This window comes from Bradyrhizobium sp. SZCCHNS3016 (assembly GCF_032484535.1).
In the GTDB taxonomy this organism is placed as follows: domain Bacteria; phylum Pseudomonadota; class Alphaproteobacteria; order Rhizobiales; family Xanthobacteraceae; genus Bradyrhizobium.
On sequence record NZ_JAUETE010000030.1, the window covers coordinates 26,583 to 41,235 of the forward strand.

Consider the following 14,653-nt stretch of genomic DNA (forward strand, 5'->3'; position numbering starts at 1 on the left):
ATAGCCTATGACGAAGCATGCCAGCCTTGGCAAGCAGGGAATGACCACGCCGCGCGCGTCCGGCCCCGCCACAGCGGCATGGCGCGCCCGCGCCGCGATCGCGTTCTAGCTGACGGGAAATCCGAGATGGCCGCGAAAGCGGTTCTTCAGGAAAACGCCGTCGCGCGGCGGCAACGCGCGGTCGACATGATCGGTCGAGATCGTCACGCGGGCGAAATGCGGACCCTGCAGATCGCGCAGCTTCGGCCGGAAGGCGTCGAGTGCGGCACGCGTTTCGATCGTGCTCACCGAGGGAAAGCCGGCGCCCGCGGCAATCAGCTCCAGCTTCGCGCCGAGCCCGGAATGACTCATCTGCATCCCGGTCTCGCCGAAATGGGCGTTGTCGAGCACGATGATCGAGAGATTCCTGGGCTTCTTCGCGGCTGCAGTCGCGAGGCTCCCGAGCCCCATCAGTTGTTCGCCGTCGCCGGTGATGACGACGACCGGGCGCGATGGCTGCGCCAGTGCGAGACCCAGGCCGATCATGGCCGCGCCGCCCATCGCGCCCCAGAGATAGAAGTTCGCGTCGTGATCGCCCGCGGCGAAGACGTCGTAGGACGACGAGCCGAGGCCGCTGATGACCAGCAGATCGCCGCGATCATGGAGCAGCGCCTTGACGGCGGTGCGGCGGTTGAGCGGTGCTCCCATCACTTCGCCTCCGTCCACTTCTTGGCGCCGATCATGCGCTGGGAGATCAGCACCGCGATCGGCTGATCGCTGTCGAACGCGAGCCTCGCTGCAGCGGCCGCCATCTCGCCGGCGTCCTCGGGACGCTCGAGCCGGAACACCGTGACGCCCATGATCTCGAAGGCCGCCTGCGTCGCTTTGCCCATCGGCACCTGCCACGGATTGAACTCGGCCCATTCGCCGCGCATGGTCACGAAGCTGAGAAACGGGAAGCGGCAGCTCGCCAGCAGCGACAGCATGTTGACGCAATTGCCGACGCCGCTCGACTGCATCAGGAGCACTGCGCGCTGGCCGCCGAGCCAGGCGCCGGCGGAGAGCGCGATACCTTCCTCCTCGGTGGTGAGGACCGTGGTGGCGATCGCGGGATCGTCATGGGCGAGGCCGATCAGGCGGGAATGGCCGGCATCGGGGACGTAGCAGAGCTGCCGGACGTCAGCCGCCTTCAGCGCCTCGTAGATGGCGAGCGGCCAGTCGGTGGTGGGCGTGTCGGAAGCGGCCATGGCGTCCTGAGGTTATGGCGTCCTGAGGTTCATGAGCACCGATGGTGCAGCGGATGATTTAGCCAGAAACGACCGTCGGAGCCCATTGAATCTCGTTCACCCCGCATGCCGGATTCTCATAGGCCGCCGAGGGCCTCGTGGTTCGGCTGGGGAGGCCTCATGGTTCGAGCCGCCGCTGCGCGGCTCCTCACCATGAGGGTAGGCGCGTGCCTGTATGGGCGGGCTCCCCACCCTCATGGTGAGGAGCGCCGCTCGCGGCGCGTCTCGAACCATGAGGCCCCATGCGGCCGACCACGCGATGGTCATGTGGAGTGGCGGGAGTAACAGGAACTCACCCCGGGATCCGCACCGGCAGCGATTCATAGCCGCGGACGAAGCTGGAGTAGACCCGCTTCGGCTCGCCCACGACCTCGATGCGGTCGAAGCGCTTGAGGATCTCCTGCCAGACGATGCGCAGCTGCAACTCGGCGAGCCGCATGCCGACGCAGCGGTGGATGCCGAAGCCGAATGAGAGATGAATGCGCGGCCGCTTGCGGTCGATGATGAAGGCGTCCGGATTCTCGATCACCTCCCCGTCGCGGTTGCCCGAGACGTACCACATCACGACGCGGTCGCCCTTCTTGATCATCTTCCCGCCGAGCTCGGTATCGACCAGCGCGGTGCGGCGCATGTGGGCGAGCGGCGTCTGCCAGCGGATCACCTCAGGCACCATGGTCTCGATCAGCGCCGGATTGTCGCGCAGCTTCTGATACTCGGCCGGGTTCTCGTTCAGCGCCAGCACCGATGCCGTCATGGTGTTGCGCGTGGTGTCGTTGCCGCCGACGATGAGCAGGATCAGGTTGCCCATCAGATTGTCCGGCGTCATGTGCCGCGTCGCCTCGCTATGCGCCATCATCGAGATCAGGTCGCGGCCAGGCTCGGCCTGGCGCGCCTTCCACATCCGGCCGAAGGTCTCGGCGCATTCGCCGAGCTCGCGGCGGCGCTCCTCCTCCGACGAGACGATGCCGCTTTTGGGCAGCGCGGTCGAGACGTCGGACCAGCGCGTCAGCTTGCGGCGTTCCTCGAACGGGAAATCGAACAGGGTCGCCAGCATCTGCGTGGTCAGCTCGATCGAGACCTTCTCGACCCAGTTGAAGGTCTCGTTGCGCGGCAGCGAATCCAACACCTTGGCCGAGCGCTCGCGGATCAGCACCGCCATCTGGTCGAGATGGTCGGGCGTGAACATCGGCGACACCGTCTTGCGCTGCTCGCCATGAACAGGCTCATCCATCGCGATGAAGCTCGGCCATTCGTATCCGGGCGGCACGTCTCGGATCATGATCCCGCCATTGCTGACGTCCGAGGAGAAGATCGCGTGGTTGGTGTCGACATGCATGATGTCGTGATAGCGCGTCACCGACCAATAGGGCTCGATTGGCGCCTTGGTGCAGTAGTGCACCGGCGCCTCCTTGCGCAGCCGCTCGAACCACGGCCAGATCGTGTCGTTCTGGAACAGCCGTGGTGCGCCAGGATGGAAGTCCTCGATCGGGGTGGAATAGGCCTCGAGGCGCGCGTCGCGCAGCAGATCGGCCTTATCGGAGCGAAGCGCGGCCTGGGCGGTCATGGGGGGCGTCCTTTGCTAAACAGTCGCTCGACAATCGAGATAAGTCATAAGTCTGCTCGCCTGTCGTCGCGAGCAGGACGCGTAGGGTGGGCAAAGCGAAGCGTGCCCACCGCGTTTCGCGCCAATCGAAAGATGGTGGGCACAGCGTTCGCGCGATGCGCGACCGCCTTTGCCCACCCTACGGGACCGTTCGTGTCGGACCCGATTCGTCTTCAATACAACTTAAGCCGCAATCCGCACCGGCAATGTCTCATATCCCTTCACGAAGCTCGAATAGACCCGCTTTGGCTCCTCCATCACGTCGATATGATCGAATCGCTTCAGGATTTCCTCCCAGATGATCTTGAGTTGCAATTCGGCCAATCGCAAGCCGACGCAGCGGTGGATGCCGAAGCCGAACGACAGATGCTGGCGCGGCCTGGCACGGTCGATGATGAAGTCGTAGGGGCGTTCGATGGCGGCCTCGTCGCGGTTGCCCGAGACATACCACATCACGACCTTGTCGCCTTTCTTGATCTGCTTGCCGCGGAACTCGGTGTCGGAGAGCGCGGTGCGGCGCATGTGGGCGAGCGGGGTCTGCCAGCGGATGACCTCGGGGACGAAGCTGTCGATCAGCGCGGGGTTATCCTTGAGCTTGCGGTACTGATCCGGGTTCTGGCTGAGCGCATAGATGCTGCCGGACATGGTGTTGCGCGTGGTGTCGTTGCCGCCGACGATCAGGAGCACGAGATTGCCGAGGAAGTTCTTCGGGTCCATGTTCCGCGTCGCCTCGCTGTGGGCCATCATCGACAGCAGGTCGCTCTTCGGCGGCTGGTTGACGCGCTCCTGCCAGAGCCGCGCGAAATAGCGGGCGCAGTCCATCAGCTCGGCCTGCCTTTCGTCCTCGGTCGCGACCAGCCCGTCCGGACCCGGGATGGTGGTCGCGATATCCGACCAGCGCGTCAGCTTGCGGCGGTCCTCCCAGGGGAAGTCGAACAGCACCGCCAGCATCTGCGTCGTCAGCTCGATCGAGACGCGATCGACCCAGTCGAACACCTCGCCAACAGGCAGATTGTCCAGGCATTCGGCGGAGCGCTTGCGGATGTTGATCGCGAGCTCGTCGAGATGTGTCGGCGTAAACATCGGTGCCACGGTCTTGCGCTGCGCGGCATGGCGCGGCGGATCCATCGCGATGAAGCTCTCGCGGCGCAGGTCAGGATCGACGTCGCGAATGGTGATGCCGCCGAGCGCGGACGCCGAGGAGAACACCGCGTGGTTTGTCTCGATCTCCATGATGTCGTCGTATCGGGTGATCGACCAGTAGGGGCCGAACATCGACTCCTTGCAGTAGTGCACCGGATCCTCGCGACGCAGCCGGTCGAAATAGGGCCAGTGCGTGTCGGTGCGGAACAACTCCGGATGACCGGGGTCGAATTCGGCGAGCGGCAACGATGCGGCGCGACTGGCGGCCGCGTCGTTGACGCGCTCGCCTGCTGCGGCGTGTCGCTGTGCCTCGGCCGTCGTGGTGGTCCCGTGCATGGACGTCTCCCTAATGGTCGGATTCTGGCTGTCCGGCGATGTCGGGCGCGATTACATCCTGCCCGGGAGCGCGGGGCAAGCGCGGAGTGCGGCCGCCGGGCCGGTCTTGCGTCGCAACGCTGGTATTTGTCCGGACGTCGGGCGTGACAAGCGCCACGTCACGGAATATGGCTTTGAGCGATTGTTGCAAAGCAGAAGACTAGCAGGAGGCCGCCCCATGATCGCCAACGCGCAGCGCATGTTCAATTTCGATCTCGGCGAGACTGCGGACGCAATCCGCGAGACGGTGGCGAGCTTTTCGCAGGAGCAGATCGCGCCGCGCGCCGCCGAGATCGACCGCTCCAACCAGTTTCCGCGCGACCTCTGGCCCCGCATCGGCGAACTCGGCCTGCACGGCATCACGGTCGAGGAGGAATATGGCGGGGCGGGTCTCGGCTATCTCGAGCACTGCATCGCCATGGAGGAGATCTCGCGCGCCTCGGCCTCGGTCGGCCTGTCCTACGGCGCCCACTCCAACCTCTGCGTCAACCAGATCCGCCGCAACGGCAACGAGGCGCAGAAGCGCAAATATCTGCCCAAGCTGATCTCGGGCGAGCATGTCGGGTCGCTCGCGATGTCCGAGCCGCAGGCCGGCTCCGACGTGGTGTCGATGAAGACGCGCGCCGACAAAAAGGGTGACCGCTTCGTCCTCAACGGCAACAAGATGTGGATCACCAACGGTCCGATCGCGGAAACGCTGGTGGTCTACGCCAAGACCGATCCGCAGGGCGGCCCGCGCGGCATCACCGCCTTCATCATCGAGAAGGGCATGAAGGGTTTCTCGACCGCGCAGAAGCTCGACAAGCTCGGCATGCGCGGCTCGGACACCTGCGAGCTGGTGTTCGAGGATTGTGAGGTGCCGGAGGAGAACGTGCTGGGGCAGGTCGGCCGCGGCGTCAACGTGCTGATGAGTGGCCTCGACTACGAGCGCGCGGTGCTCGCCGCAGGTCCGCTCGGCATCATGCAGGCCTGCATGGACGCTGTGCTGCCTTACGTGCATGAGCGCAAGCAGTTCGGCCAGCCGATCGGCACCTTCCAGCTCGTGCAGGGCAAGGTCGCGGACATGTACACGACGATGAACGCCGCGCGCGCCTATGTCTATGCGGTGGCCAAGGCCTGCGATCGCGGCGAGACCACGCGCGAGGACGCGGCGGGCGCGATTCTGTTCGCCGCCGAAAAGGCGACGCAATGTGCGCTCGATGCGATCCAGCTGCTCGGCGGCAACGGCTACATCAACGACTATGCGACCGGCCGGCTGCTGCGCGACGCCAAGCTCTACGAGATCGGCGCCGGCACCAGCGAGATTCGGCGCATGCTGATCGGGCGGGAATTGTTCGACAAGACGTCTTGAGGCGCCGACCAAGCGGTTGGCGTATGCGGGACATGCGTTCGCCAACCGGCCGGATGCAGATATTTTAGTCATCCTCGTCGAGGCCGGTGTTTTTTTCCGGCCGACTTGCGTAGAAAATACGTCGAACCTCGGAGTCGTCCCGGCGACGAACAATCGAGGTATATTGTAGATCTTTTGCGTGTGTCGGAGGCTTGAGCCGTGAACCAGATGAGCTACGTTCCGGAGCAGCCGCCGCCGCTTCCGCCTCTCACCGCCACCTTCTCAGGTGCGCGTGGCGAGTTCTTCCGGCTGGTCAGCCGCGGGGCGGCCATCGAACTGATCACGCTGGGCTTCTACCGGTTCTGGCTCGCGACCGACATCCGCCGGCATCTCTGGGTCAACACGGCTGTCGACGGTGATGCCGCAGAATATACCGGGCGCGGCAAGGAGCTCCTGATCGGATTCCTGTTCGCGATGGCGATCCTGGTCCCGATCTATCTCGCCTATTTCCTCATCGGCGTCGAGGCCGAGCGCTACCAGGGCTTCGCCAGCGTGCCGCTGGTGATCGCCTTCTACGCCTTCGGCCAGTTCGCCATCTTCCGCGCGCGCCGCTACCGGCTGACGCGCACGGTCTGGCGCGGCATCCGGTTCTGGATGACGGGTTCGGGCTGGGCCTATGCCGGGCGCGCCATGCTGTGGACCTTGTTGACGGTGGTCACGCTGGGGCTGGCCTGGCCGTGGCGCGCCGCCGCGCTCGAGCGCTACAAGATGCGACATTCGCACTATGGTGATCTCAGCGGCGACTTCGAGGGACGCGGCTGGGAGTTCTTCAAGCGCGCCTGGTATCTGTGGGTCATCGCGCCGTTTGCGCTGCTGCTGTTTCCGTTGTTTCCGTTCGTCTATGCGCAGTTCAAAGCGATCGAGTGGCGCTGGTGGCTGTCGGGCATTCGCTTCGGCGGCGTGCGTCTGGAATCGGACCTGCCCGGCAATGCGTTCTATGGTCTGTATTGGAAGGTGATCGGCTGGTGGTTTCTGCTGTCGATCGCCTCCAGCGCCTATTTCGGCGGTGTCGCCGCGCTGATGCTCAGATTGCTGGGGCCGGGGAGTGACGGCCTGCCTCAGGCGCAGGCGCTGTCCGACAACGTGCCGATGCTGGTGCTGGTCGGATTGGGCTACATCGCCTGGATCCTGGCGCTCAACGTCGTGATGCGGCTCTATCTGGTGCGCGACATGTGGGCGACCGTGCTGCAGTCGGTTCAAGTGCATGGCATCGAGGCCATGGCCAATGTCGCCGCCAAGGGCGATCTGGCCAGCGCGCTCGGCGAAGGATTTGCCGATGGACTCGACGTCGCCGGATTCTGATCCCGGGCAGGTGGCCGCTGCTGCGCCGGCCGCCGCCACGCCGGTCGAGCCGGCCGCTCCGCTCGGCGGCCCTGCGGTCTATTTCGACGGCCTGTCCAACCGGCGGCAGACGGTCACGATCGGCTTCGCCAATCAGCTCGTGATGCGCAGCGCCGACAATTTCGTCTCCTGGCCCTATGCCGACATCCGCCGCGTCGACGGCCCGAGCGGCACGCTGCGCGTGAGCTGCCTGTCGGCGTCGCCGCTGGCACGGCTGGAGATCCGCGACGCGGCGTTGTCGGCCGAGCTGATCGCGCGCTGCAGCCATATCGACCAGAACAGGATGACCCGCGGCGCCATCGCGCGCATCGTCGGCTGGTCGCTGGCCGCCGTCGCCTCGATCGTCGCCGTCGTGCTGGTGGTGATTCCGTTCGCATCCGATCGGCTGACGCCCTTGGTGCCGCCGACCATGGAGCGGCATCTCGGCGAGGCCGCCGTGGTGCAGATCCAGACCGTGTTCGGCGACAAGCTTTGCAGCGAGGCGGCCGGGCAGGCCGCGTTCGCCAAGCTGGTCACGGCGCTGCGCCGCCCCGCCGGCCTCGACGACAGCATCGCGTCGCAGGTGCTGGACACGCCGATCCCCAACGCCTTCGCGCTGCCGGGCGGGCAATTCTTCCTGTTCAGGGGGCTGCTCGACAAGGCCAATGACCCCGACGAGGTCGCCGGCGTGCTGGCGCATGAGCTCGGCCACCTCAAGCACCGCGACAACCTGCGGCAGCTGATCCACAATGGCGGCAGCTCATTCCTGATCGGCCTGCTGTTCGGCGACGTCACCGGCGCGGGCGCGGCGATCTTCGCCTCGCGGGCCATGATCAATGCGTCCTATTCGCGCGAGGCGGAGGCGGCGGCGGACGGTTTCGCGATCGACGTGATGCACAAGCTCGGACGGCCGACGCGCCCGATGGGCGAATTGCTGTTTCGCATCACCGGCAAGGAGGACGGCAAGCGCCCGTCGCTGTGGGCCAGCCATCCGCTCAGCGAGGACCGTCTCGCCCGCATGCGCGCCGAGGACCGGCCGCCGAGCGGCCCGCCGCTGCTGAGCCCGGAGGAGTGGCGGGCGCTGAAGGGAATTTGCAAGTAGCCGCCGGCGATCCGGCGCCTCACGCACGGCTGGTCGGGACGATCGACCCTCTCTCATCCGTCATTGCGAGCGCAGCGCGCAGCGAAGCAATCCAGATGTCCTCGGCGGCAAGATTCTGGATTGCTTCGCTGCGCTCGCAATGACGGGGTGAGAGCGGTGCGCGTCTGCTTCGACGCGGGTTGAGCGACGGCACTGCTGGTGAGATGGCAGCGCCGACACCTATTCCGCCAGATTGTTCGTCTTCTTCACCCAGGCGCGGACATCCGTCAGCACGTCCGGCAGCACGGCCTTGACCTCGGCGAGCGTCATGCCGGCCTTGACGCGCGGATCGTACAGCAGGTTGAGGATGTACTGGTCGTAGACGTCGAAATAGCCCATCGAGACGTTGTCGTTGAACATGGTCCAGGGCACGCTCGAAGTGTCGTTGATCGGCCCGAGCGACTGCAGGAGCTCCTCATAGGCGCAGTCGAGAAAGACGAAATCGCCGTTGTCGACGGTGAGGATGACGTCGGAATGCTCGATCTCGAACGCCTCGTTCTTGCGGAAGCCGGACAGGCATTGCGGATCCAGCGAGGTCTTGATCTCGCGCGCGCGCTCGCTGCCATAGGCCTGGCTGATGGTGTGGTAGAGGTCGCGGTCGCGCACCAGCTTGACGCGGACATTGGCGTCGCCGTCGGTCTCGGTCATCGCAATGTCGAGGTTGCGGATGCGGGCGGCGATATCGTTGACGACCTTGGCGAGCTGCGCCTTGCGGTCGGCGCGGCGGCCATCGGCGAACACCCGCACCGGCGCGCTGTATTTCCGGATGCGGTCAACCCGGCCCGCCAGGTGATACTCGGCGCCGAAGGCGGTCTTGAAGAAGCCGTCGGTGATCTCGGCGTCGGTGAAGCTCTTCTTCTCGATGCGCTGGCGGGCGGCGATCGCCGGAATTTCGGTGGTCGACGCCGGCAGCGGGACCATCACGGTCACAAGCGCAGCCAGCGCGGCCGCCACCGCGCTCCGCAGGGGGCGCCAGGAGCACGGCTGCTCGTGGCGAGGATGCGCGCTGTGACATTGCCTCATCGTCGTGGTCGAGTGCGGCTCTCAGTTCTTGACGATCACGGTCGTGCCGACCGAGACGCGGTCGTAGAGGTCGGCGACGTCGTCATTGGTCATGCGGAAGCAGCCCGACGATACCGCCTGGCCGATCGTCTCGGGCTCGTTCGAGCCGTGGATCCGGTACAGCGTGGACCCGAGATACATTGCGCGCGCGCCGAGCGGGTTCTCGATGCCGCCGGCCATGTGGCGCGGCAGGTCGGGCCGGCGCCGCAGCATCTGCGACGGCGGGGTCCAGGCCGGCCATTCCTTCTTCGCGGTGATGCGGTGCACGCCGCTCCAGCGGAACCCGTCGCGGCCGACCCCGATGCCGTAGCGCAGCGCCTGGCCGCCCGGCAGCACCAGATAGAGCCGGCGCTCGCTGGTGTTCACGACGACGGTGCCTGGCGCGTACTGGCTCTGGAACATCACGGTCTGGCGCGGAATCGGGCTGACACCGCTCTGATAGAAGTTCGGCCCGCCGCCGAAGAGGTCCCTGGTGTCGAACACTTCCGCCCGCGCCATCCCGGCGCTTGCCACCGACGCGACCGCAGCAATTCCCAAAGCCAAACAGCGCTTCATTTCCGTCCCCTGGCAAACATCAAGTTCCGTTCGCAGACAGGCCATAAACGGTTGCACTTCGCAACCCACGGCGGCGTGAGGCCGGTATGTGGCGACGGTCCGTGACCCAAATCCCACGGAAGATCGCGCGCGTCCTGGACCAACATCCTGTTAGCCAAGCCCGCGCACGAGCACCGCGGCGATGGCAGCAATGCGGCCAGCCCCTTTGACGCCGCGGGCGAACAATGATTGATCTGCCCAACATTGCAAATAGCGCGCGGAATCAGCAGGAGAAGATGATGAACGGTGCGGAAAGCCTGGTACGGACCCTGGTCGCAGGGGGCGTTGACGTCTGCTTTACCAATCCGGGCACCTCCGAAATGCACTTCGTCGCCGCGCTCGATCGGGTCGAGGGCATGCGCTGCGTGCTCGGCCTGTTCGAGGGCGTGGTGACCGGCGCCGCCGACGGCTATTTCCGCATGAAGGGCACGCCGGCCTCGACGCTTCTCCATCTCGGCCCCGGCCTCGCCAACGGCCTCGCCAATTTGCACAACGCCAAGAAGGCGCGCTCGGGCATCGTCAACATCGTCGGCCAGCACGCGACCTACCACATCGGCTTCAATGCGCCGCTGACCTCGGACATCGAGGGCCTGGCGCGGCCAATGTCCGACTGGGTGCGGACCTCGCCGAGCGCCAAGGCCGTGGCCGCCGACGGCGCCGCCGCGATCGCCGCCGCCAAGAGCGCGCCGCCGCAGATCGCCACCCTGATCCTGCCCGCCGACACCGCCTGGAACGAGGCCGACGGCATTGCCCAGGTTCCGGGAGAGGCGCAGCGCCCGAGCTATTCGGCTGACGCGGTCGAGAAGGCGGCCAAGATCCTGCACGCCCACGGCCCAGAAACCCTGGTGCTGATGACCGCGGGCGCGCTGACCGAGCAGGCGCTGACCTTCGCCCAGCAGATCGCCGGCAAGACCGGCTGCCGCGTGATGGGGCAGACCTATCACCCGCGCATGGCGCGCGGCGCCGGGCGGTTCTCGATCGACCGCATCCCTTACGTGATCGAGCAGGCGCTGCCGATCCTGAAGAACTACAAGCACATCGTGCTGGTCGAGGCCAACGACCCCGTCGCCTTCTTCGCCTATCCGAACAAGCCGAGCATGCTGAAGGCCGAGGGCACCGAGGTGCACCGCATGACCGCCTGGGGCGAGAACTCCGCCGCCGCCCTCGAGGCGCTCGCCGGCCATCTCGGCGCCAAGCCGGCCGATGTGAAGCCGCAGCCACTCGCCGAGCTGATCAAGCCGCTAGGGGCGCTCAACCACACCACCATCGCCCAGGCGATCGCCTATGCGATCCCCGAGAATGCGATCGTGGTCGACGAATCCATCACCACGGGCCGCGGCTTCTTCCCGCCGACGGCGGCCGCCAAGCCGCATGACTGGCTGCAGAACATGGGCGGCTCGATCGGCTTCTCGACCCCGGTCGCGACCGGCGCCGCGGTGGCCTGCCCGGACCGCAAGGTCATGTGCCTCGTGGGCGACGGCAGCGCGATGTACACGATCCAGTCGCTGTGGACCCAGGCGCGCGAGAACCTCAACGTCGTCACGGTGGTGTTCGCCAACAGGATCTACCAGATCCTGCGCGGCGAGTTCGACGGCGTCGGCGCCGGCGAGCCGGGCCAGCGCGCCCAGGACATGCTCAAGATCGACCGTCCGACGCTCGACTTCGTCGCCATGGCGAAGGGCATGGGCGTCCCCGGCCGCGCCGTCACCTCGGCTGACGAGTTCAATGCCGCGCTGGCCGAGGCGAACGCCGAATATGGTCCGCGCCTGATCGAAGTGCAGATGTAAATCCGCAACGCTGGCGGCCGCAAAACGGCCGCCGGCTGAGGGAAGGCCCATCGCCTCATTTATGGGGTTGGCGACTCACGCCGATCGCGTGTTGATGGTGAGGTGTCCTTCTCTCCTGTATCTGAGCGGCATGCACAGTGAATTGAACCGGCTGATCTCTGCGCTGCAGGAGTTCTATGCGCGCGAGCGCTTCATCCTCGACCGTGATCTCGGCGAGCGCGCCTTGACGCATCGGCTGGCGGTGCATCTCGAACGCAACTTCCTGGGGTGGGACGTCGATTGCGATTACAATCGGCTCGGCGACCGCGCCATGCTGCTGCCGCGTGGCACCATCGTCTCGACCGACGATGAGCTGGGAAAATCGGTCTACCCGGACATCGTCGTGCACAAGCGTGCCGTGCCCGACAATCTGCTGGCGATCGAGGTCCGCAAGGCCGGCAACCACCAGCCGCTGGCGCATGACCGCCACAAGCTGATGGCGCTGACCGATCCGCATCTGTGGTTCGCCTATTGGATCGGCGTGCTGGTGATTCTCGACCGCCGCAGCGTGATCACGCCGGAGGTCTATGTCGGCGCCCGGATCGATCCGGTATTGTCGGCCTGGTTCGCGGGGCGATTGCAGCAGATGGGACTCGCCGCCGGCTGAGACATCTCGCAGAAGAGATGCGCGATCGCCGGTCGACGCGAATGAACAAGGGCCGCCCCTGAGAGGAGCGGCCCGATCTCGTCGCGCATGTGGAGCCTGCGGACAGGCGCTCCCACGCCTTACTTCGACATGGCGTCGCCGGACGACTTCTTCGCCGACTTCTTCTTCGTCTTGCTCATCTTCATGTCGTCGCCCCCGCCCATGGCGTCGCCGCTCTTCGCCGACTGGCCGGTGGTCGTCATCGGCTTCTCGGTGGACTGGGCAAGAGCGGCCGACGAGACGAACGCGAGGGCGGCGGTGGCGATGATCAGTTTACGCATGCGGAAAACCTCCGAGGGTTGGAAACGCGCCGGACCATAGGCGAATTCGAGCGCGGCGTTCTGACGCAGGAATCAGGAAAACGTGAGAGTTCCGCCCCGCAAAAGCCGCCTTGCGCCGTCCGCGCGGAGGTAGCAGGCGCATTCTGTGACTGATGTGCTGGATGCAGGGCGCCCATGCGGGGACGAGCGAGGTCAAAATGGCCGGGTGCGGCGATCCAATTGCCTCGATGCACATTCGATGCGTAGCCGCGGCCGTTGCTGCGACGTCGGCCTCTGGTCCAAATGGAATAGCTTCGGGCTTCATGGGGGAAGAACGGAATGTCGAACAACCTGAGCGCGGTCCGCTCTTCCGAGGAGATCGAGACGCTCGCGCGCGATGCAGTCGCCGACGCTCGGGCGGAGCGTCGCGAGCAGGCTTTGCAGAAGCTCGCGCCGTTGCGGAAGGCGCAGACCTGTCAGCGCGAAGCGGCCATGGCGCTGCTGTGGGTGGTCGATCATATCTGCCTGCCGCGGGACGTCGCGGCCGGAATTCTCATGGAGATCGCGCGATCTCACGACGAGGACGCCGACATTCTCGCCAGGGAAGCAGCTCGGACTACCGGTCGACATCGGCCGCTTCGGCCCGCCGGAATGTGAACTCGGCCAATGCAAGGTCAAGCTCGCCGAGCGTCCGCTGGCGGTGCCCCGATCGTCATCATGCGATGGCGGTATGGGCCCCAGATGGACGGTAGTAAACACGGAACGGACGCGCAAATTCAGAGGTCAATGGTGGGCGCACAAGGGATCGAACCTTGGACCTCTCCCGTGTGAACCACAATCCATGGTCCCTAGCCAACCTGAGCCAACCATAGTAAGAAGTAGATAAGCCTCTGTGTTGTATGGGCTTTCGCCATGCGTGACCACAATCGGCCATAGCTGGCATAGCTACATTTTGTATGCCCCCGCTGTGCCCCTGCGTTACCTTCCCTTGGGGCACACAAATCGGGGAGGGTCTGGCCCCCTCTATTCTTCAGGGGCCGTCCTTCCACGCTGGTGTGCCCCGAGGCGGCAAAAGCAAAGGAAAGTCAATGACCACTTTCCCTTCGCTTGGATGATCCGGGCGGTTGCGGGGCACACGGCGACAGGAAGCGCAGGGATCATGCCGGGGCCGACCAACCAGCTGACACTCACCGATGCGGTGATCCGCAACGCCACATTGTCGCCGGGTAGGCGCAGCATTATCGCCACGATGACAAGTTGCCCGGGCTCGCCTTGCGCATGCGCGCCACCGGCGGCCGCACCTGGGTCTACCTTTTCACCAAGCCGGGGGTGAGGGGGACCCAGCGCAAGACCCTCGGCGCGTGGCCGAAATATAATGAGAAGGCTGCGCGCAAGGCCGCCACCATCGCCGCAGGCGAGGTCTTCAAGGGCGTAGATCCGAACGACGCCAAGCGCGAGGCGAGGCGGCAACAGACAGCCGAGAAGCAGCGCACCACGCTGGCCACCCTCATCGTTGAAGATGGTCCCTACCAGACTTCCTTGACCGGACGCCAAGTCGTCAACTGGAAGCCCGCAATGTCGGCGCTGCGGCGCGGGCTCAAGGAACACGCCGAGAGTAGCGTAGGGGACCTGACGCGACGGCAGATCATGGCGGCTGTCGACAAGATTGCCAAGACCGGCAAGCGTGGGGCGGCCAAGGACCTGCGCAAGCACACCCACACCTTTCTCGAATGGTGCGTCGGCGAGGGTTATGTCGACCACAACGTGCTCGCTGGCTATCGCGAGCCCAAGGAAACCCGGGCGCAGCGGGTCTTGCGCCGCACCAAGGGACGCGCGCTGACCGATGACGAGATCATCAAGGTCTGGCAGGCATCCGGCAAACTCGGGGCCTTCGGGCTTCTGACACGAATGCAGCCCTGAAGGATCTCCTGGGAAAGAAGTGGTGACGCCCGCTGCGAAGCGGAAAGCTGTCGCACATCTCATGGGTGTTCACGGGATGAGCGAACGGCGGGCGTGTAAAGCCATCGG

Annotated in this window: 13 protein-coding genes and 2 pseudogenes; 8 read left to right on the forward strand and 7 right to left on the reverse strand. The window is 65.5% G+C overall.

Translation table 11 applies throughout. From position 1 onward, the window contains the following. Window positions 1–105: 105 nt before the first annotated feature. From QW881_RS32075 to QW881_RS32090, 4 genes are all read right to left on the reverse strand, one after another. The gene (locus QW881_RS32075; RefSeq protein WP_315759495.1) at window positions 106–687 is read right to left on the reverse strand and encodes a thiamine pyrophosphate-dependent enzyme; all 582 of its coding nucleotides are present in this window, start codon (window positions 685–687) and stop codon (window positions 106–108) included. Beyond that, window positions 687–1,226 carry a thiamine pyrophosphate-binding protein gene (locus QW881_RS32080; protein WP_315759496.1) on the reverse strand — a complete coding sequence of 180 codons (540 nt, stop codon included), beginning with the start codon at window positions 1,224–1,226 and terminating at the stop codon, window positions 687–689. Before QW881_RS32080 ends, QW881_RS32075 begins: the two co-directional genes overlap by 1 nt. A gap of 331 nt (window positions 1,227–1,557) precedes the next feature. Next, window positions 1,558–2,829 (reverse strand): cytochrome P450, encoded by a 1,272-nt coding sequence (locus QW881_RS32085; protein WP_315759497.1) that lies wholly within the window; start codon window positions 2,827–2,829, stop codon window positions 1,558–1,560. A 222-nt stretch (window positions 2,830–3,051) separates the two neighbouring features. Beyond that, a complete protein-coding gene (locus tag QW881_RS32090) occupies window positions 3,052–4,347 on the reverse strand; it encodes a cytochrome P450 (RefSeq protein WP_315759498.1) in 1,296 nt (431 codons plus the stop codon). A gap of 217 nt (window positions 4,348–4,564) precedes the next feature. Between QW881_RS32090 and QW881_RS32095 the strand changes: the two genes are divergently transcribed. The 3 genes from QW881_RS32095 (at window position 4,565) to QW881_RS32105 (ending at window position 8,198) form a co-directional block, all read left to right on the forward strand. Further along, window positions 4,565–5,737 (forward strand): isovaleryl-CoA dehydrogenase, encoded by a 1,173-nt coding sequence (locus tag QW881_RS32095; RefSeq protein ID WP_315734243.1) that lies wholly within the window; start codon window positions 4,565–4,567, stop codon window positions 5,735–5,737. Window positions 5,738–5,944: 207 nt separating this feature from the next. Continuing rightward, on the forward strand, window positions 5,945–7,078 hold the full coding sequence (locus tag QW881_RS32100) for a DUF898 family protein (RefSeq protein ID WP_315759502.1): 1,134 nt from the start codon (window positions 5,945–5,947) through the stop codon (window positions 7,076–7,078). Next, entirely contained in the window at window positions 7,053–8,198 is a 1,146-nt protein-coding gene (locus tag QW881_RS32105; RefSeq protein WP_315759499.1) for a M48 family metallopeptidase, read from the forward strand. The genes QW881_RS32100 and QW881_RS32105 overlap by 26 nt, the downstream gene beginning before the upstream one ends. 219 nt (window positions 8,199–8,417) lie before the next feature. Here the strand turns inward: QW881_RS32105 and QW881_RS32110 are convergent, their stop codons facing one another. Both QW881_RS32110 and QW881_RS32115 read right to left on the reverse strand, forming a co-directional pair. After that, the gene (locus tag QW881_RS32110; protein WP_315759503.1) at window positions 8,418–9,158 is read right to left on the reverse strand and encodes a DUF2927 domain-containing protein; all 741 of its coding nucleotides are present in this window, start codon (window positions 9,156–9,158) and stop codon (window positions 8,418–8,420) included. A gap of 123 nt (window positions 9,159–9,281) precedes the next feature. Continuing rightward, entirely contained in the window at window positions 9,282–9,854 is a 573-nt protein-coding gene (locus tag QW881_RS32115; RefSeq protein WP_315759500.1) for a L,D-transpeptidase, read from the reverse strand. A 278-nt stretch (window positions 9,855–10,132) separates the two neighbouring features. Here QW881_RS32115 and QW881_RS32120 point away from each other — a divergent pair, with 278 nt between their 5' ends. Both QW881_RS32120 and QW881_RS32125 read left to right on the forward strand, forming a co-directional pair. Then, window positions 10,133–11,680 carry an acetolactate synthase large subunit gene (locus QW881_RS32120; RefSeq protein ID WP_315752667.1) on the forward strand — a complete coding sequence of 516 codons (1,548 nt, stop codon included), beginning with the start codon at window positions 10,133–10,135 and terminating at the stop codon, window positions 11,678–11,680. Window positions 11,681–11,810: 130 nt separating this feature from the next. Beyond that, window positions 11,811–12,326, forward strand: coding sequence for a hypothetical protein (locus QW881_RS32125; RefSeq protein ID WP_315713998.1), 516 nt, complete (start codon window positions 11,811–11,813; stop codon window positions 12,324–12,326). A 119-nt stretch (window positions 12,327–12,445) separates the two neighbouring features. On the opposite strand, the gene QW881_RS32130 is transcribed toward QW881_RS32125, so the two are convergent. Beyond that, window positions 12,446–12,646: a hypothetical protein gene (locus tag QW881_RS32130; RefSeq protein WP_315734232.1), complete on the reverse strand. Its 201-nt coding sequence runs from the start codon at window positions 12,644–12,646 to the stop codon at window positions 12,446–12,448. A 318-nt stretch (window positions 12,647–12,964) separates the two neighbouring features. On the opposite strand from QW881_RS32130, the gene QW881_RS32135 reads away from it, so the two are divergent. From QW881_RS32135 to QW881_RS32145, 3 genes and pseudogenes are all read left to right on the forward strand, one after another. After that, window positions 12,965–13,282, forward strand: a complete 318-nt coding sequence (locus QW881_RS32135; RefSeq protein WP_315759501.1) for a hypothetical protein — start codon at window positions 12,965–12,967, stop codon at window positions 13,280–13,282. A gap of 502 nt (window positions 13,283–13,784) precedes the next feature. After that, window positions 13,785–14,536: pseudogene (locus QW881_RS32140) on the forward strand (integrase arm-type DNA-binding domain-containing protein); the annotation flags it as partial. Next, window positions 14,533–14,653 (forward strand): annotated as a pseudogene (locus QW881_RS32145) (IS3 family transposase); the annotation flags it as partial. The pseudogenes QW881_RS32140 and QW881_RS32145, both read left to right, overlap by 4 nt.